The 17,095-nt window shown below is 61.1% G+C and carries 13 protein-coding genes; 3 read left to right on the forward strand and 10 right to left on the reverse strand.

Features of this window, described 5'->3' with window-relative positions; all coding sequences use genetic code 11:
• Positions 1-2 precede the first annotated feature (2 nt).
• From ACR9ZQ_RS26770 to ACR9ZQ_RS26815, 10 genes are all read right to left on the reverse strand, one after another.
• A complete protein-coding gene (locus tag ACR9ZQ_RS26770; RefSeq protein ID WP_310385154.1) occupies positions 3-1,334 on the reverse strand; it encodes a glucoamylase family protein in 1,332 nt (443 codons plus the stop codon).
• 259 nt (positions 1,335-1,593) lie between these two features.
• Entirely contained in the window at positions 1,594-3,432 is a 1,839-nt protein-coding gene (locus tag ACR9ZQ_RS26775) for an ABC transporter ATP-binding protein (RefSeq protein WP_310385152.1), read from the reverse strand.
• A 52-nt stretch (positions 3,433-3,484) separates the two neighbouring features.
• On the reverse strand, positions 3,485-4,240 hold the full coding sequence (locus tag ACR9ZQ_RS26780; RefSeq protein WP_310385150.1) for a DUF1028 domain-containing protein: 756 nt from the start codon (positions 4,238-4,240) through the stop codon (positions 3,485-3,487).
• Positions 4,241-4,242: 2 nt separating this feature from the next.
• Positions 4,243-6,027 carry a gamma-glutamyltransferase family protein gene (locus ACR9ZQ_RS26785; RefSeq protein WP_310385148.1) on the reverse strand — a complete coding sequence of 595 codons (1,785 nt, stop codon included), beginning with the start codon at positions 6,025-6,027 and terminating at the stop codon, positions 4,243-4,245.
• 21 nt (positions 6,028-6,048) lie between these two features.
• Positions 6,049-6,933, reverse strand: a complete 885-nt coding sequence (locus tag ACR9ZQ_RS26790) for an ABC transporter permease (protein ID WP_310385146.1) — start codon at positions 6,931-6,933, stop codon at positions 6,049-6,051.
• Positions 6,930-7,877: an ABC transporter permease gene (locus ACR9ZQ_RS26795; RefSeq protein ID WP_007814628.1), complete on the reverse strand. Its 948-nt coding sequence runs from the start codon at positions 7,875-7,877 to the stop codon at positions 6,930-6,932. The genes ACR9ZQ_RS26790 and ACR9ZQ_RS26795 overlap by 4 nt, the downstream gene beginning before the upstream one ends.
• 63 nt (positions 7,878-7,940) lie before the next feature.
• Positions 7,941-9,449 (reverse strand): ABC transporter substrate-binding protein, encoded by a 1,509-nt coding sequence (locus ACR9ZQ_RS26800; protein WP_310385142.1) that lies wholly within the window; start codon positions 9,447-9,449, stop codon positions 7,941-7,943.
• Positions 9,450-9,527: 78 nt separating this feature from the next.
• Positions 9,528-10,253: a FadR/GntR family transcriptional regulator gene (locus tag ACR9ZQ_RS26805; protein WP_310385140.1), complete on the reverse strand. Its 726-nt coding sequence runs from the start codon at positions 10,251-10,253 to the stop codon at positions 9,528-9,530.
• 207 nt (positions 10,254-10,460) lie between these two features.
• Positions 10,461-11,903, reverse strand: coding sequence for a M81 family metallopeptidase (locus ACR9ZQ_RS26810; RefSeq protein ID WP_310385138.1), 1,443 nt, complete (start codon positions 11,901-11,903; stop codon positions 10,461-10,463).
• An 8-nt stretch (positions 11,904-11,911) separates the two neighbouring features.
• Positions 11,912-13,045, reverse strand: a complete 1,134-nt coding sequence (locus tag ACR9ZQ_RS26815) for an ROK family transcriptional regulator (protein WP_310385136.1) — start codon at positions 13,043-13,045, stop codon at positions 11,912-11,914.
• 138 nt (positions 13,046-13,183) lie between these two features.
• On the opposite strand from ACR9ZQ_RS26815, the gene ACR9ZQ_RS26820 reads away from it, so the two are divergent.
• From ACR9ZQ_RS26820 to ACR9ZQ_RS26830, 3 genes are all read left to right on the forward strand, one after another.
• A complete protein-coding gene (locus ACR9ZQ_RS26820; protein ID WP_310385134.1) occupies positions 13,184-14,734 on the forward strand; it encodes an ABC transporter substrate-binding protein in 1,551 nt (516 codons plus the stop codon).
• 61 nt (positions 14,735-14,795) lie between these two features.
• A complete protein-coding gene (locus ACR9ZQ_RS26825) occupies positions 14,796-15,716 on the forward strand; it encodes an ABC transporter permease (protein ID WP_113319798.1) in 921 nt (306 codons plus the stop codon).
• The gene (locus ACR9ZQ_RS26830; protein ID WP_310385130.1) at positions 15,716-16,585 is read left to right on the forward strand and encodes an ABC transporter permease; all 870 of its coding nucleotides are present in this window, start codon (positions 15,716-15,718) and stop codon (positions 16,583-16,585) included. The genes ACR9ZQ_RS26825 and ACR9ZQ_RS26830 overlap by 1 nt, the downstream gene beginning before the upstream one ends.
• The last annotated feature ends 510 nt before the right edge of the window (positions 16,586-17,095 follow it).

Here is a 17,095-nt window from a genome sequence, read left to right on the forward strand (position 1 = left end):
GTTCAGCCTGCCTTCAGAACCAGCTCCTGCGGCTCTTCGCCGGCCAGCCAGCCGCCGGTGAAGCCAGCGCGCTCGAGGCCGAGGCGGATGACCGGCGACTTGCGCATCAGCTTCCAGATGAAGTCTGAGCGGTCGTTCTCGACCGTCATGACGAGGAGGCCCTGGTCTATGGCCACGGTTCGGTCATCGACCCAACCCTCAGGCCGCTTGGTCTGGACTGTCGGGTTGAAGCCGCCAGGGAAGCCGCCTTCCAGGAGCAGGTTCGGATAGGTCGTCAGCAGCGCCTTGGTGCCGTCCAGGGCAGCCTGCCGGTCGTAGGGCAGGCAGCCGAGCGCTGCCCAGGGCGCGATCGTGCCGTCATCGGGGCCGAGCGGAGCACCGCGGGCGGCATAACCCAGTACTTTCGGGCTGCGGCCACCGCGCATGCGCCGCGTCGGCGGCGGGCCATCGCAAGCCGTGAAGCCCCAGATATCCTTGCTGTAGCCGACGAACTGGCCGGGATTGCGTTCCGCGTAGTCGCGCTGGACGTTGATGACGACCTGCGTGTTGCGGAAATAGTCCCAGTTCCGCTCGACCATCGGCTTGTCCTGGATGCCTCGGAAATCGATCCAGGCATGGGAGAAGAGATGGATGAAGAGCGGGCCGGCATAGAGATAGGGCTGCTCGTTGAAAATCATCCACGAATAGCTTGCCGTGAAGGCGTCATAACTCGATTGCGGGATCGGGTAGGTCGGTGATGCCAGCGCCAGTGTGTAGAGAATGATCGCTTCATCGAAGCCATGGTAGCGCCAGCGCAGAAAGCCCGAAGAGGGCTTCCAGCCCATCGAGATACAATCGCCCTTGTTCAGCGCCCAGCGCCAGTCGACGCGCTCATAGATGAATTTTGCGAGCGCGCGAATCTCGGTCTCGGTTTGATCCTCGCCGTCGAAATATTGCGCGGCGGTCAGGATACCGGCGACGAGCAGAGCAGTATCGATGGTCGAAAGCTCGCTGTTCCAGGCGCGGTTGCCGGTATCCACGTGCAGGAAGTGGTAGAAGAAACCGCGATGCCCGGTCGCGTGGCGTTCCGTGCCCTGCTTGGCGTTGGCGAAAAAATGCAGCGTGTTGAAGACGCGTTCGGCAGCTTCCGCGCGGCTGATCCAGCCGCGCTCGACGCCGACGGGATAGGAGGAAAGTCCGAAGCCGACCGCGGCGATGCTCGCCGGCACGCCGGGGATCGACGTATCCGGCACAAGGCCGTTTTCAGGATTGGAGTATTTCAGGAAATATTTGAACGCTGAATGCTGCAGCCTGTCGACTAGCGCGGCATCAATGTCTTCAATCCGTTGCAGCATGTGCTCCTGCCCAACTGTTCTATCGCCCCATGCTTCAACATGGTGGCTGCCCCCAGGCAAATCAAACCTTTTTGATTCGCAAGGATAAGAGAACACAAACGTCGCCGATTGGCGTTAATAATTCCCAGTGAAATAATATCTGGAATAAATGATATAAGCGATGCAGCAAAAGGGATTAAACCGCACCCCCCGGGGATGTGGTTTAATCCCTTGCAATACCCACCATCCTTAAACTGTCGGTTGAGCCTCCTGGACTAGCTCAGGCGGCTTCCTCCATCCGCACCATATGGCCTGCTACGACCTCGCGGAACTGACGCTTCGGAGGCACGTAACCCACGGGGCGGACGGGGCTTTTCAGTTCGTCGGTGCCGAGGTTGCGGCGGATGCCGCGGCGGGCGGGATCGGGCACCGGAACAGCCGCCATCAGCTTCCTGGTGTAGGGATGCTGCGGATTGCGGAAGAGCTCTTCGCGCGGGCCGATCTCGACGATCTCGCCGAGATACATGACCGCAACGCGGTGGCTGACGCGTTCGACCACCGCCATGTCGTGGGAGATGAAAAGGAAGGCGAGGTTGAGGCTCTGCTGCAGATCCATCAGCAGATTGCAGACCTGCGCCTTGATCGAAACGTCGAGGGCGGACACGCTTTCATCTGCGACGATCACCTTCGGGTCGAGCGCAAGAGCGCGGGCGATGCAGATGCGCTGGCGCTGGCCGCCGGAAAATTCATGCGGGTAACGCTTCATCATGTCCGGCTTCAGGCCGACGCGTTCGAGCAGGTCGGCGGCTTTTTCGCGGGCCTGAAGACGGGTGCCTAGACCATGTTCGACAATGGGTTCGGCGACGGCAGCCCCTATCGTCATGCGCGGATTGAGGCTGGCGAAGGGGTCCTGGAAGATCATCTGGATGCTGCGGCGCATCTGACGCAGGCTGATCGCGTCGAGGTTCAGCACGTCATAGCCGTCAAGGCTGACAGAGCCGGCGTTCGGCTGCACCAGGCGTGTGATCGAACGTCCGGTGGTGGATTTGCCACAGCCGGATTCGCCGACGAGCGACAGCGTCTCGCCCTGGAAGAGTTCGAAGGACACATCCTCCACGGCGTGGATGGCGCCGGTCTTGCGGCCGAGGAAACCGCCGCGAATATCGAAGCGGGTAACGAGGTTCTTCACTTCGAGGATCGGCGTCTTGCGGCGGTCGACGGTTTCGGCCACTTCTACCGGCTCGCGGCGTTCGCCGGTCGCGGTGTCGATCACCGGGAAACGCAACGGCCATTTGCGACCATCCATCGAACCGAGCCGCGGCACGGCAGAGAGCAGGGCGCGTGTATAGGGATGTTTGCCGCGATTGAATATATCGTCTGTCGTGCCGGTTTCGACTGCTTCGCCGCGATACATGACGATAGTGCGATCGGCGATCTCGGCGACGACGCCCATGTCATGGGTGATGAAGAGAACGGACATGCCTTCCTCTTCCTGCAGCACCTTGATGAGATCAAGGATCTGGCCCTGGATGGTGACGTCGAGCGCGGTGGTCGGTTCGTCGGCGATCAAAAGCTTCGGCCTTGATGCGAGTGCCATGGCAATCATAACGCGCTGGCGCATGCCGCCGGAAAACTGGTGCGGATATTCATCGAAGCGGGATGCGGCGTTCGGAATGCGCACCTTCTCCAGGAGGCGGATCGTTTCGGCTCGCGCGTCAGCCTTGCTGATATCGCCGTGGCAGGTGAGTGCCTCGGAAATCTGTCGGCCAATGGTGAAGATCGGGTTCAGGCTGGTCATCGGTTCCTGAAAGATCATGGCGGCATCCTTGCCGCGCACGGAACGCATCTCCTTGTCGGAGAGGGAAAGGATATCGCGCCCATTGAGCGTGATGCTGCCCTCGACGCGGCTTGAGCCCTTGGCGAGCAGGCGCATGATGGAAAGCGAGGTGACGCTCTTGCCGGACCCGCTCTCGCCGACGATGGCGACTGTTTCCCCCGGCATGACATCGAAGGAGACGTTGCGGACGACGGATCTCCATTCGCCGTCAGATAGAAAGGAGGTCGTCAGATTCCGGACGGAAAGAACCGAAGAGACGGATGCTGCAGGCTGATCACTCATATCGTTCCCTTATTCTTTTGTGCCGGAAGCAGGTTCTTCTTCCGGAGGGGCTTCAGGTCTTCAAAGGCGTGGCGAAGGAGGCCGACGGCCGTCCTTCCGCAATGCGCACCGCTTCCAGCGCCGCGATCTTTTCATCGATCTCGCGCCTGTCAATCATTCCGTTCGGGTTCGCTTTGGTCGCCATCGTTTCGGCGACATGCATGTAGCGCTCCTGCGCCACCGCAAAGAGCCGGCGCAGTTCGGCGAGCGGGTCGGGATGATCGTCCGCGCGGATGCTAAGCCAGGGATAATCCTGATCGCGGTGGACGAGGAGAGCGGCAGACTGCTTGCCACGCTTGTCGCCGCCGGCATCTTCGCCAGCCTGCATGGCTTCGAGCAGGCGCTCGATGAAGGGCTTATCCAACGCCTTCTTATAGGTAGCAAGCGTCTCTGCGACGACATTGGGTCCGGCCAGCATATTGCCGGCGACGGAAACATTGTCGTCGATCAGATGACCGGCCCAGTCGATGCATTGGGCGCCGGTGAAGGCGGCGTTGCGGCCGCGCGCATCGATCAGGTGAAGCTGGCGCTGGTCTCGGCCGGCATCATGGGCGGTCAGTTCGGTGATGATCTCATCCGGCGCCTTGCCGGTGGCAAGCAAAGCGAGCCCATCCGTACCGTAGAGCGGGCTTACGAAAGCCTGCGTCGCGACTGCGCCGATGCCGCCGCGGATATGCGGCACCAGCCCGCCGACCGCAAAGAAGCGGGTGGCGACGGCAATGCCGAGATTGCCTGTCTCAGGATCACGGGCGACGATGGACCAGGTCATACCTACCTCCCGATCGCATAGGCCTGCATGAGGCGCGGCGTGGCGGCGGCACGCAGCAGGCCGTCGGCATCGCGGCGGGCTGCCGTCAGGCGGCCGATGGTCCAAGGCTCGGCGACGGTGAGCTTGTGGCCGCGGGCACGCAGACTGTCGAGTACGGCAGCGCTGAAATTGCCTTCCACCATCAGGCCGCCCGGTTCACGCGTGCGCGGATAGAAGGAGCCGGGGAAATGCGAGGTGTGGAAGAGCGGCTGGTCGATTGCCGCCTGCAGGTTCATCTTGTGGTGCACATACCGCAAGAAGAAGGAAAGCTGCCACTGTTCCTGCTGGTCGCCGCCGGGCGTGCCGAAGGCGAGCGTCGGGCGTCCTTCATAAAGGCCGAGCGAAGGCGTGAGCGTGGTACGGGGGCGCTTGCCAGGAGCAAGCGACGTTGGCAGTCCGGGCTTCAGCCAGAACATCTGGGCCCGCGAATTCAAGCAGAAGCCGAGGCCCGGAACGATCGGCGAGGACTGCAGCCAGCCGCCCGAGGGGGTGACCGAGACCATGTTGCCTTCACGGTCGATGACGTCGATGTGGACGGTGTCGCCGCGCTTTTCCGTCAGATGCGCCATGGTCGGCTCGTAGACGGCGCCGGTCTGGGAATCGGCGCCGAGCATGTCCATCGTCACATCATATTGTTGCTCGAAACCCGCCACCTTGCCGGGGCGAAGATCGAAGGAGGCTTCGCCCGTGATGAGCTTGCGGCGGGCGGCGGCGTAGGTGTCCGACAGAAGATGATCGAGCGGTATATCGGCGAAGGCGGGATCGCCGTAATAGACTTCACGGTCGGCGAAGGCGAGTTTCATGGCCTCGGTGACAGTATGGACGAAATCGGCGCCATCGGGCGTCATCGAGGCGATGTCCATATCCTTGAGGAGCGACAGCGTCTGCAGGAAGACAGGACCCTGGCCCCAGGGGCCGATCTTGGCGACCGTCCAGCCGTGATAGTCATAGGTCAGCGGCTCCTCGATCGTCGCCGACCAGTTCGCCATATCGTCTGCCATCAGCACCGCCTTGTGGCGACTGCCGCTTGCATCCATCACTTCGGCCGTCTTCAGATAGTTTGCGATCTTTTCGGCAACGAAGCCGCGATAAAAGGCGTCGCGGGCCGCTTCGATCTGCGCCTCGCGGCCCTGCTTTGCTTCCGCTTCGGAAATGATACGCTTCCAAGTTTCGGCGAGAACCGGGTTCTTGAAGTTGGAATGTGGCTCGGGAACTGAACCGCCCGGCACCCAGGTCTCGTAGGAGGTCGGCCATTCCTTTTCGAAGAATTCGGCAAGACCCGTGATGGTGGCGGAGACGCGCGGCAGCATGGGATGGCCTTTTTCGGCGTAATAGATTGCCGGCTCCAGCACGTCGCGCACGCTCAGCCTGCCGTAGTCGCGCAGCATCAGCATCCAGCCGTCGAAGGAGCCGGGAATGACGGTTGCAAGCAGGCCGTCGCCGGGGATCAGCTTCAGGCCCTCGGACGTATAGTGCTCGATAGTCGCGCCTGCCGGGGCAGGGCCTTGAGCACAGATGACCTCGACCTTGTCCTTCTTCTTCGAATAGATGATCGCCGGCATGTCGCCGCCGGGGCCGACGAGGTGCGGCTCGAGGATCTGCAGGGTGAAGCCGGCAGCAACCGCCGCATCGAAGGCGTTGCCGCCCTTTTCCAGGATGCTCATGCCGACGGCCGAAGCGATCCAGTGCGTTGAGGTGACGACGCCGAATGTGCCCAGAATTTCGGGGCGGGTCGTGAATGCGGTCATTTCATATGTCCTTTCGAAGAGTCATGCTTCGCGCGGATCGAGCGCATCGCGCAGGCCGTCGCCCAAGAGATTGAAACCGATAACAACGAGGAAGATGGCAATGCCGGGCCACATCGCCATCCACGGCGCCTGGCTCAGGAAGTTCTTGGCAACGTTCAGCATCGAGCCCCAGCTTGGCGCCGGCGGCTGCTGGCCGAGGCCGAGGAAGGAGAGGCTGGCTTCGGCGATGATGGCGGTTGCTATCGTCAGCGTCGCCTGCACGAGGATCGGCGCGAAAACATTCGGCAGGATGTAGCGGGTGATGATGCTGAAATGGCGAAGACCGATGGAACGCGCGCCTTCGATATATTCTTCGGTCTTGACCGCCAGTACCTGGCCACGCGTCAGCCGCACGAAGATAGGCATGGCCGAAAGGCCGATCGCGATCATCGCATTGCTGAGGCTCGGGCCGAGGAAGGCGGCAAGTGCGATCGCGGTGATCAGGAAAGGCATCGCCAGGAAGGCTTCGGTGATGCGGGAGATGATCATGTCGATCCAGCCGCCGAAATAGCCTGAGATCAGGCCGAAGGGCACGCCGACGAAAACGGCGATCGCCACGGAAAAGACGCCGGCCATCAGCGAGGCCTGCGCGCCCCAGATCATGCGGGAGAGAATATCGCGGCCGATGTCGTCGGTGCCGAGCCAATGGGCCGCTGACGGCGCCTTGCGGATCGTCGACCAGCTCGTGGCGTTCGGATCGGGGAGCGGCAGGAGCGGCGCGATGATGGCAAGGATTGCGAAGAAGGCGATGATGGTGAGGCCGACGAGCGCACCCTTGTTGGCTTTCAGCTTGCGCCAGGCGCGGCTCGGCGAACGCTGCTCTGCAGACGTGATGGGCGCGGCTGCGACTTGATCGATTGCGGTCATAGCGAAGCTCTCATGCGCGGATTGAGAAGGACATAGAGCACATCGGCTACGAGGTTCATCAGGATAAAGCCGATCGCCGTGCAGATGACGACGCCCTGGACGACAGCATAATCGCGGTTGAAGACGGCATCGACGATGAGTTTTCCGAAGCCTGGAATGGTGAAAATCTGCTCGGTGAGGACCGCGCCGGCGAGAAGTTCGCCGAAAAGCAGAGCGGTCAGTGTGACGATCGGCAGAACCGCGTTGCGGAAGCTGTGTTCCAGCACGACGGAGCTTTCCGGAAGTCCCTTGGCGCGGGCGGTACGGATGTAGTCGGCGCTCAAGACGCTCAGCATTGCCGAACGCGTGTGGCGCATCAACGTGGCGGCGAGCGCGTTGCCGAGCACGAAGGAGGGCATCAGCATGGTTTGGATCGAGCGCAGCGGATTGGAGAAGAAGGGCTCGTAGCCTGAAGCTGGCAACCAGCCGAGATTCACCGAGATCAGCAGGATCAGCATGATGCCGAGCCAGAAATTCGGGATCGACAGGCCGGATAATGCGATGATGTTGGCGAGATAATCGATGATCGTGTTCTTCTTGACGGCCGCCAGAATGCCCATCGGCACGCCAATCACGAAGGCGAAGATCATCGACATGATGGCGAGCTGGATGGTGACCGGCAGTTTTTCGGCCACCAGTTCGAGAACCGGCTGGTTGGTGCGCAGCGAAATGCCGAGATCGCCCTTCAGGGCCGAGCCCAGCCAGTAGAAATACTGGTAAGGAACGGGGTCGTTGAGGTGATATTTTTCCCGCAGGAATTCCAACACCTGCGGATCGCGCTCTTCGCCGGCCATGGCCAGAACCGGATCGCCTGGTAGAAGTTTCTGCAGCGAGAAGACAAAGACCGAAATGATCAGCAAAGTTGGAATGGCGACCAACAGCCGCTTGGCAATAAACCTGTACATGGGCGCTCCGATACCATCAACGGAACGCGGCGAGGGTCGCCGCGTTCCTGAAGCGTGTGGCTATCAGCCTTCCTTCTTCACGCCGACGAGGCGGATCATGCCGTCGGGCGAAGCAACGAAGCCGGTGATGTTCTTGTGCAGCGCCCAGATCCACGACTGGTGGCCAAGGAAGATGATCGGCAAATCGTCATTGAGGATTGCGGTCGCAGCATCATATTTCTGCTTGCGCACGGAATCGTCAGGGGACTGGCGAGCCTCGTTCAGCAGCTTGTCGACGTCAGCATTGCAATATTTGCTGTCGTTCAGGCCGGCGCCGCAGGTGACGAACTGCTGGATATTGCCGTCAGGATCGACGCGGCCGGACCAGTCGGAGCGGCTGAGCTGGTAGTTGCCGGCGGTCTGCTCATTGAGCAGGGTCGCAAATTCCGTCGCTTTCAGGCTGACATCGAAACCGGCCTCGGCAACCATGGACTGGATGATCTGCATCATCTGCATCGTGACCGGGCTGTTCGGAACCTGCATTTCGACCGACACGCGGTCGAAGCCTGCAGCCTTGACGAGGGCCTTTGCCTTTTCGACGTCGCGAGCCTGAACCGGGACATCCTTGTCGAACCACGGACTGCTCGGCGGGAAGGGCTGGTTGCCGGCAACGCCGGTGCCTTCGAAGACGATCTGCATGGCAGCATCTCGGTCGATTGCCAGCGAGAAGGCCTGGCGCAGACGCTTGTCCTTGCCCAGCGGGTTGTCGGCGCGCGCACCATTGCCGACATTGGCATAGATGCCGAGCCAACCGGTATTGACGACATCCTTGTAGACGAGGTTCGGATCGCTCTTGACCGTCTCGGCGTCGGTTGCGGCCAGGCGTTCGATCATGTCGAGATCGCCGGAGCGCAGGTTGGCGAGGCGTACGGTCGAATCCGGGATCGGCAGATAGGTAAGCTTGTCGATGAAGACATTGTCCTTGTTCCAGTAGTCCTGGAACTTTTCGAGCACGATACGGTCCTGCTGGACGCGTTCGACGAATTTGAAGGGGCCTGCGCAGACGGGATGGTCGCCGAACTTCGCGCCGAGTTCCTTTGCGGCCTTCGGCGAGACGATCATGCCCGCGCGGTCGGAAAGTTGGGCCAGCAGGGTGACGTCGGGGCTCTTCAGCGTGAACTTGACTTCATACTCGCCCGTCGCCTCGACCTTCTGGACGGAGCTCAGCTCGCTCTTGCGACGCGATTCCGGCAGGGTCATGTTGCGCTCGATGGTGGTGACGACGGCTTCAGCATTGAAGGGCGTTTCGTCCTGGAACTTCACGCCCTGGCGAAGCTTCATGGTGAGCGCCTTGCCGTCGGCCGACCAGTTCCATTCCGTCGCAAGCTGCGGCACGATCTTCAGGTCGGGCGAGACGTCGACGAGCTTGTCGCACATTGCGGTATAGACGATGCGGCCGACGAAGGTGCGCGACTGCGCGGGATCAAGCACGTCTGCATCGTCCTGCAGGCCGATCTTCAGTTCGACCGCGAAAGCGGGAAGCGCAAAGAGCGCTGCCGCTGTGGCTGTGGTCAGCAATCTGGCGAATTTCATTTCATTCTCCTCTGTTATGTTTTTGTTTCACGTTTGTCGTGTCGAGCCGGCGGTTATCTCCGCCGTGCTTTTCCCCGCTCAGGTAGATTCCTTCTCGACCTCCGTTTCGCTGTGGTCGAGAGAGGTGATGCGGATGAGGCTTTCCTGCAGCGTCAGCAGATGCTGGCGCATGGCCTCGCCGGCTTTTCCCGGATCGCGGGCGGCGATAGCATCGACGATGGCTGTGTGCTGGCCATGGGTGACTTCGCGCGTGCGGCTGGCGCTGCGGGCGCGCTCGCGGATCGTCTGCCAGGCTTCGTCCTGGCGCACTCGGTTGATGACGTCGAAGATCGTCAGGAAGAATGTATTGCCGGCGCATTGGGCGATCTGGCGATGCAGCGCGCCATCCCAGAGTTCGCGGCCGTCGGCATCCGTGCTTTCGTAGATCTTTTTCACCAGATCATACATGCGCTCGACGTCGGCGGCCTTGGCGCGCATGGCCGCAAGCTGTGCAAGCTGCGGTTCGACGCGCAGGCGCACTTCCATGATTTCCATGAGATCGGTGTCGGCGATGATGGAATCGACATGGTTGCTCCAACCGTCCGGCCGCTTGCCAGCAAAGGTGCCGGAGCCTTGCCGGCGCCAGATGCGGCCTTCGGCTTCCAGCACTTCCAGCGCGCGCCGGATGGAGCGGCGACTGACGCCAAGGATTTCGGAGAGCGTACGCTCGGTTGGCAGCTTGCCATCGGCATCGAGACTATCCGACTGGAGGAGAGCTCTCAGCTTCTCCAGCGCATAGTTCGAATTGCCTTGCGTTTCGTCCATGATTGACTGAACCAATTTAATATTGGTTCAATGCAAACCAAATCCGGCAGATCGTCAAGCGCTTTTTTGTGCAAATAAATATCTGCCCGTTTATTGGTCGAATGGCATGGATTTGCGGCAGATCCAAAGGCAGGCGCACGTTTTGACGAGAACCGCACGCCAGGCAAGCGTGCGGTACCAAAAATCAATTGGTTCGTCTTTCAAGCCTCAGCGGTTCGCGGAGCGCGCAGAAAGGAAAGCCTGCGGCTCGAAGCTGAAATCCTTGTCGAAAGGATAGGTCGGGTGCTCTTTGCGCAGGCGCGGCAGGCGCTCGACGAACTGGTCGACGACGCCGGCCGAGAGCGCCATGAGATTGGGATTGGCGATCGGTGCGAGTTCCGGCGAGAGATAACCCGACTTGACGACGACGATCTTTGCCGTGCGCGGATCAAGACCGAGGCGGGTAAAATCGGCGATGTTGTGATAGGGGCGGCGCTTGGCGGAGAGCACCAGATCGATGCCATCGATCGAGACAACGGCCTGGCGGTCGGCCGCGTCAGCGGTCTCGTGCAGGAACTTCACCATGAAGCGTCCCGTCACCGGCTTGCTGCCCTTGGTATCGAGCGAGGCGCCGACCGTCAGCTCCAGAGCGGCACCGACGCCCACAGCATAGCAGGTCTCGGTGGCCGCCTTATCGGCGATGCCGGCGAAGACGACACCGGTGGCGCCCTTCGCAATCAGTTCGGCCAATACGTCGGCTCGGTCGCCCACGCCGCCGCCAGTCGGGTTGTCACCGGATTCGGCAAGCACGACGGGGCCGGTGGGACTAGCGATGGCCTTGGCGACGCATTCCTCGATCGAGCCGGTCTCGCAGCCGAACACGAATTCCTCACGGACGTCCCAATAGGCCTTTGCCAGGCGCTTTGCCTCGCGCTCCAGCACCGCGCGGTCGGTGCCGGTCATGATGGCGGCAGCGGTGGCGCGGGGTTCGTCAGCCCAGACGTAGCCGACCATCAGCGAAGCATCCCAGACGCCGTCTAGCGCGTCGATGCCGGGCAGTTCGGCGTAAAGGCTCTTTGCCGGTTCATCGACGGTGCTGGTGCGTTCGCCCGGCAGGACGGCGGGGATCGGCGCCCAGAGCAAGGTGGGCTTCACGCCGGTCTTCAGGCTTTTCACCAGCATGGAGACCGAGCGTCGCATGGTCTCCTCGACATCGATATGCGGCGCAGTGCGATAGGTGGAATACATATCGAGCGCATCGAGGATGCGCTGGGTGACGTTGCCATGCAGGTCATAACTGGCCGAAACCGTGCAGTGATCGCCAACAAGCGCGCGAGCAGAACTGATCCAGTCGCCTTCTGCATCCTCCATGCCCTCGACATACATGGCGCCGTGCATGGCGAGATAGAGGCCGTCGAGCGGCAGCAGGGGCTTCAAGCGTTCCAGGAACTCAGTCTTGAAGGCCTCATAGGTGTGGCGCGCGACCGGGCCGCCGGCAATGGCACGAGCATGGATCGTCGGCAGGAATTCGGCGTCGTAGTCCCCAAGGAAGGCGAAATAGGGGGCTGCCAACAGTCCCTCGCCGCGCACCACCCGGAAATCCTTCTCCTCGTTCAGGACGGGATTGTATGTGCTGCATTCGATGTGAATGCCACCGACGGCGATGCGCATGGGAAACCTCAGCTTAAATTGGGACCAATCAGGAAATTATGGGCGGCGATGCTGGCGGCGCCCCGCGCCCAGACGTCACTATCGACGCGACGGGTGCGGATCGGCGTCTGGCCGGCATAACGCGGAAGAACATTGGCTTCGATCGCCTGCTGCACGACCGTGCCGAACAAGCCTTCGAAGGAACCTTCGACATGGGTGACGAGGATCATGCCCGGATCGTTCATCTGAATCAGATGCGAGATCGCCAGGCCAAGAGCCGCGCCGGCCTTGTGGATGATGGAAATCGCTTCGGCCGTGCCGTGCGATGCTTCCTCTTCCAGTTCCGACAGCGAGGTGCATTTCAGGCCGGCGGCTCTGGCCATCTCCTTAATCGCTTTCATGGAGGCGATCGTATCCAGGCAACCGCGTTTGCCGCAACGGCAGGGTGCACCGCCGGGCTCGATCGTCGCATGGGCGATTTCGCCCGCACCGCCATGATTGCCGCGATAGAGCTTGCCGTCGATGAAATGGGCACAGCCGATGCCGTCTCCCAGCGAAACGACCGAGAAATTCGGCGTGTCGCGGGCAATACCGAACAGTTTCTCGCTGACGGCGACGGCCTTGGCGTCGTTTTCGATGAAGGTATCGACGCCGCTTGCGTGGCGGATGATTTCGGCAAGCGGCACATCTTGCCAGCCAAGCAGGGTGGACTGCACGCAGGTTGCCTGCCTTTCATCGACGAAACCGGACAGCGCCACGCCGATGCCGGCAAGCTTCGAGCTTGCCTGCGGGTGGCCCTTCAGGATTTCCGGCAGGCCGTAGGCGATGGCATTGGCGATGACCTTGGGATCACGGGAATGGGGCAACTGCTGACGGGCGATGATATTGCCGTTGAGATCGCTGAGGATCATCGGAGCGGGATCTTCAAGAAGCGAGATGCCAATGAAGAAGGCGCATTCGGGTTTCAGGTCGAGCAGCACGGAGGGCCGGCCCTGGCCGTAGATGGTCTCCGTCTCGTGCAGCACGCCGCGATCGATAAGCTCGCGGGCAATGCCGCTCATCGCCGCTTTGCTGAGCCCGATCGCGGAAGCAAGATCGGTCCGGCTTAAAGGGCCCGACTCGCTTATGACCCGCAGGAGCTCGCGCTGCGACGAATTGAACATACAAATTCCCGATCTGCCGACGTGCTATTTTGCCTTGACAATAAGTTTACAAAATGAACCAATCAACCCAAATAAATTACAAAATTGATCAAAGCCGACCTGAGAGCCGGTTTCAAGAATCAACAAGAGGGTGAACCAATGGAAATCATTCGCAAGAGATTTATCAGTACTCGCCATTTCGCATTGAGCTGCGCTGTTGCCGGAGCGCTGTTTGCGCCGTTTTCGGCCTTCGCTTCCACGCTGACGGTCATGCAGACAGAAGCGCCGCGCTCGATGGATCCGGGTGATCAGACGGCGACGTTTACAGCCGCGGTTCTGGACCCGATGTATGAGGGCCTGCTTTCCCGCGCCAAGGATTTGAGCCTGCAGCCGGCGCTCGCTATGGAATGGTCGAGCGATGCCGCCGGCATCGTCTGGACCTTCAAGCTGCGCCCGGGCGTGAAATTTCATGACGGCACGCCGTTCGATGCAGATGCCGTGGCGAAGAATTTCGCCCGCCATCTCGACACCAAGCGCGGCCTTGCCGCTAGCGGTCGTCTGCGCACCTTTATCGACAGCGTTACGGCCATCGATTCCTCGACCGTGCAATTCAAGCTCAAAAAGCCTTACCCGGCCTTCCTAGCGCTGCTGACCACAGGCGCCTGCCTCATGGTCAGCCCGTCCGCGGATGCTGCCGGCACGATCGGCAGCAAGGCCGTCGGCACCGGCCCCTATAAGCTGCAGGAATACAAGTCCGGCGAATATGTGCTGGAAACGAAGAACACCGACTGGTGGGGAGGCGCGCCGAAGGGTGCCGACGAGATCAAATGGACCTGGACGGCCGAGCCGTCGGTCATGAACATGGCGCTGCAGACGGGTGATGCCGATATCGTCAACCCGCTGCCGGCGGCCTTTGCCAAGCAGCTCGCAGCAAATCCGGACATGAAGGTCAACAAATCAGACGGTTCGGCCGTGTTCTGGGTATCTCTCAACACCAAGCTGAAGCCGCTCGACGATGCGCGCGTGCGCCAGGCTCTGAACTATGCGACCGACCGCGACGGTCTCGTCAAGGCGATCATGCAGGGCAATGCTATGCCGGCAAATTCGCCGTTGGCGCCGGTCACACCCGGCTATGACAAGACGCTTGCGCCCTACACCTATGACGTCGACAAGGCGAAGAAGCTGCTCGCCGATGCCGGCTATCCCGATGGCTTCTCGATGACAACCATCGTGCAGGAGCCCGAGGGACGCATCGGCGAACTGCTGCAGGCCATGTGGGCGAAGGCCGGCGTGAAGCTTGACGTGCAGCGCATGGAAAGCGGCGTCTGGGCGAAGGCGGCCTTTGCCGATCCGGCTGGCAAGGCGGCTGCCAATACGGGTTCGGTGATCGCGTCGTGGTCTTCGGGCGTCAATGGCGCCGACCTACAGTTCCGTCCGCTCTATTATTCGGCAAGTGCTTCGCCTGCCAGCGCCAATCTCGGCTTCTTCAACGATCCGAAGCTCGATGAGTTGATCGACAAGGCAGCCTCGACGCTGGACGAGACGGCGCGCAATGCGATCTACGTCGATGCCCAAAAGGAGGTCAACGAGCAGGCACCGCACGTTCTCCTCTATACGACGCAGGATCTCTATGCCGCCCGCAACAATGTGAAGGGCGCCTGGGTCATCCCGGGAGGCCAGGTCGTGGTCAAGGAAGCCACCAAGGACTGATGCGTAACCGGGCGGGCCGCGCAATGCGCCGTCCGCCTGCTTCACTGACAATGACGGTCCGATGAAAGCCTATATTCTCAAGAAGCTGCTCGCATTGCCGCTGATCCTGATCGGCGTGTCGCTGCTCATCTTCATCGCCATCCGCGCGCTTCCCGGCGATCCGGCCCGCATGATGGCCGGCCCCGAAGCCACGCAGGAGGCGGTCGATAATATGCGCGCCCGCCTGGGGCTCGATCGCAGCATTGCCGAACAATATGGTTCGTTCGCCTATGGCGCCGTCAGGGGCGATCTCGGCATGTCCCTCAAGTCGAAGCTGCCTGTCGTCGATGAAATCGCCGAGAGGATGCCCTTTACGCTGGGTCTTGCTATCACCGCCTATCTGCTGGCGATTGCGATCGGCGTGCCGGCCGGCATGATCGGCGCGATCTACCGGCATGGCTGGCCGGACCAGGCCGTGATGTTGCTTGCCATCGCCGGCGCTTCCATTGCCAATTTCTGGCTGGCGCTGATGGCGATGAACACGTTCTCCGTCAGCCTCGGTTGGTTGCCGCTTCTTGGCGCCACCTCGTGGAAGAGCTTCATCCTGCCGTCGATCACACTCGCGGTGCTGCCGATGGCTGTCATCGCCCGCATGACGCGCTCCAGCATGATCGAAGTGCTGGCACAGGATTATATCCGCACGGCGCGAGCCAAGGGTGTGGCACCCAGCTCGATCTACTGGAGCCATGCGCTGCGAAACGCGCTGATCCCGATCGTCACTATCGTGGGGCTGAATTTCGGCAGTCTGATCGGCGGCGCCGTCGTCACCGAATCGGTCTTCAACTGGCCTGGCATCGGCCGCTTGCTCGTCGATTCGGTGCGCTATCGCGACTATCCGGTCATCCAGGGTGTGACGCTCGTCGCTGTCACGGGTGTCGTCGTCATGAATTTCCTGGCGGAAATGGCGATCGCCGCGCTCAACCCGAAGATAAGGTTCGACTGATGGCAATGAGCGAAGCGGAAAAGGTTTCGACCGGCAACAGCGGCTTGCGCCGCGCCTTGCGCTGGCTTGCGACGCATAAGGGCATCACCATCGGCGGCGGGTTTATCGGCATCATTGTGCTGATGGCGATCTTTGCGCCACTCATCACCTCGGCCGATCCTTATTCGCAGGATCTGCTTTCGACCATGCTGGAACCATCCTGGGAACATCCCTTCGGCACCGACGATAACGGCCGGGACATTTTCGCCCGCGTGCTCTACGGCGCTCGCATTTCGCTGCTGGAGGTCATTCTCAGCGTCGGGCTTGCCATCATGGTCGGCGTGCCGCTTGGCATTGTCTCGGGCATGACGGGGCGCTATGTCGACCAGGCAATCATGTGGTGCATGGATATTCTCTTCGCCTTTCCGGGCATCGTACTCGCGATCCTGATCGTCAGCGTGCTCGGCACCAGTCTCGTCAACCTGCTGATCGCCATCGCGATCTTCTCGGTCCCAGTCTACGCGCGGCTCAGCCGCAACCTGACGCTCGGCCTCAAGGCGATGGATTATGTGGAGGCGGCGATCTCGCTCGGCGTGTCGCGCCATCGAATCATGACGCATTACATCCTGCGCAACGCGATCGGCCCGATCATCGTGCAGTCGACGCTGACGGCAGGCACCGTCATCCTGTCGGCCGCAAGCCTGTCATTCCTCGGCCTCGGCGCGCAGCCGCCGCTACCAGAATGGGGTGCGATGATGAGCGACGGCCGCAACTATCTCGGTCTCAACATCTACATGTCGCTCTTTCCGGGTCTCGCGATCATGGTCACCGTGCTCGGCTTCAACATTCTCGGCGATGGCCTGCGCGATCTACTCGATCCGCGAAAATAGCAAATAAACGCAATGCGCAATGTGTTGCGCGGTAAGCAGGACCGATTGTCCAGGAGTCGAGCCTCGTTTGGAGCCCTGCCTGCGATGTATCACCATCGCCACGGAGAAGGCTGTGCTCATCCGTTCGCGCATCATTCTCCGTCGCCCGGCCCAGGAACCCTGCGCCAGATCCTGGCATTGCAAAATCGCTCGATGGAGAAAACAGATGAAAAAATCCTCGCTCTGTTGAAAAAGTTGGGCTTGGCGCATCCTCTCACACCCGGCGACCTAGACAGCGAGCAAGACTGGTCCACTTTGCTGTCACCACGCGAACAAAGGCTCGTTGCACTTGCAAGCGCGATTATCACAGCTCCATCCTATATTCTGCTGAGAAGGCCGATGCCGTCTTCGGCCACGAACTTCTGCCCGACATCGTCGGGCTCCTGGCGGAACGAGGGATTGCGTGCGTCAACTTCGCCGAACCGGGTGATCCACGCGCAGCCTATGATGCCGTTCTCGAATATCGTTCGG

This window comes from Rhizobium sp. KNZ14-9A (genome assembly GCF_056755015.1).

Bases quoted from the DNA above. Each gene is read 5' to 3' on its own strand.
- ACR9ZQ_RS26770 (WP_310385154.1), bottom strand. From the start codon at position 1,334: ATGCTGCAACGGATTGAAGACATTGATGCCGCGCTAGTCGACAGGCTG.
- ACR9ZQ_RS26775 (WP_310385152.1), bottom strand. From the start codon at position 3,432: ATGAGTGATCAGCCTGCAGCATCCGTCTCTTCGGTTCTTTCCGTCCGG.
- ACR9ZQ_RS26780 (WP_310385150.1), bottom strand. From the start codon at position 4,240: ATGACCTGGTCCATCGTCGCCCGTGATCCTGAGACAGGCAATCTCGGC.
- ACR9ZQ_RS26785 (WP_310385148.1), bottom strand. From the start codon at position 6,027: ATGACCGCATTCACGACCCGCCCCGAAATTCTGGGCACATTCGGCGTC.
- ACR9ZQ_RS26790 (WP_310385146.1), bottom strand. From the start codon at position 6,933: ATGACCGCAATCGATCAAGTCGCAGCCGCGCCCATCACGTCTGCAGAG.
- ACR9ZQ_RS26795 (WP_007814628.1), bottom strand. From the start codon at position 7,877: ATGTACAGGTTTATTGCCAAGCGGCTGTTGGTCGCCATTCCAACTTTG.
- ACR9ZQ_RS26800 (WP_310385142.1), bottom strand. From the start codon at position 9,449: ATGAAATTCGCCAGATTGCTGACCACAGCCACAGCGGCAGCGCTCTTT.
- ACR9ZQ_RS26805 (WP_310385140.1), bottom strand. From the start codon at position 10,253: ATGGACGAAACGCAAGGCAATTCGAACTATGCGCTGGAGAAGCTGAGA.
- ACR9ZQ_RS26810 (WP_310385138.1), bottom strand. From the start codon at position 11,903: ATGCGCATCGCCGTCGGTGGCATTCACATCGAATGCAGCACATACAAT.
- ACR9ZQ_RS26815 (WP_310385136.1), bottom strand. From the start codon at position 13,045: ATGTTCAATTCGTCGCAGCGCGAGCTCCTGCGGGTCATAAGCGAGTCG.
- ACR9ZQ_RS26820 (WP_310385134.1), top strand. From the start codon at position 13,184: ATGGAAATCATTCGCAAGAGATTTATCAGTACTCGCCATTTCGCATTG.
- ACR9ZQ_RS26825 (WP_113319798.1), top strand. From the start codon at position 14,796: ATGAAAGCCTATATTCTCAAGAAGCTGCTCGCATTGCCGCTGATCCTG.
- ACR9ZQ_RS26830 (WP_310385130.1), top strand. From the start codon at position 15,716: ATGGCAATGAGCGAAGCGGAAAAGGTTTCGACCGGCAACAGCGGCTTG.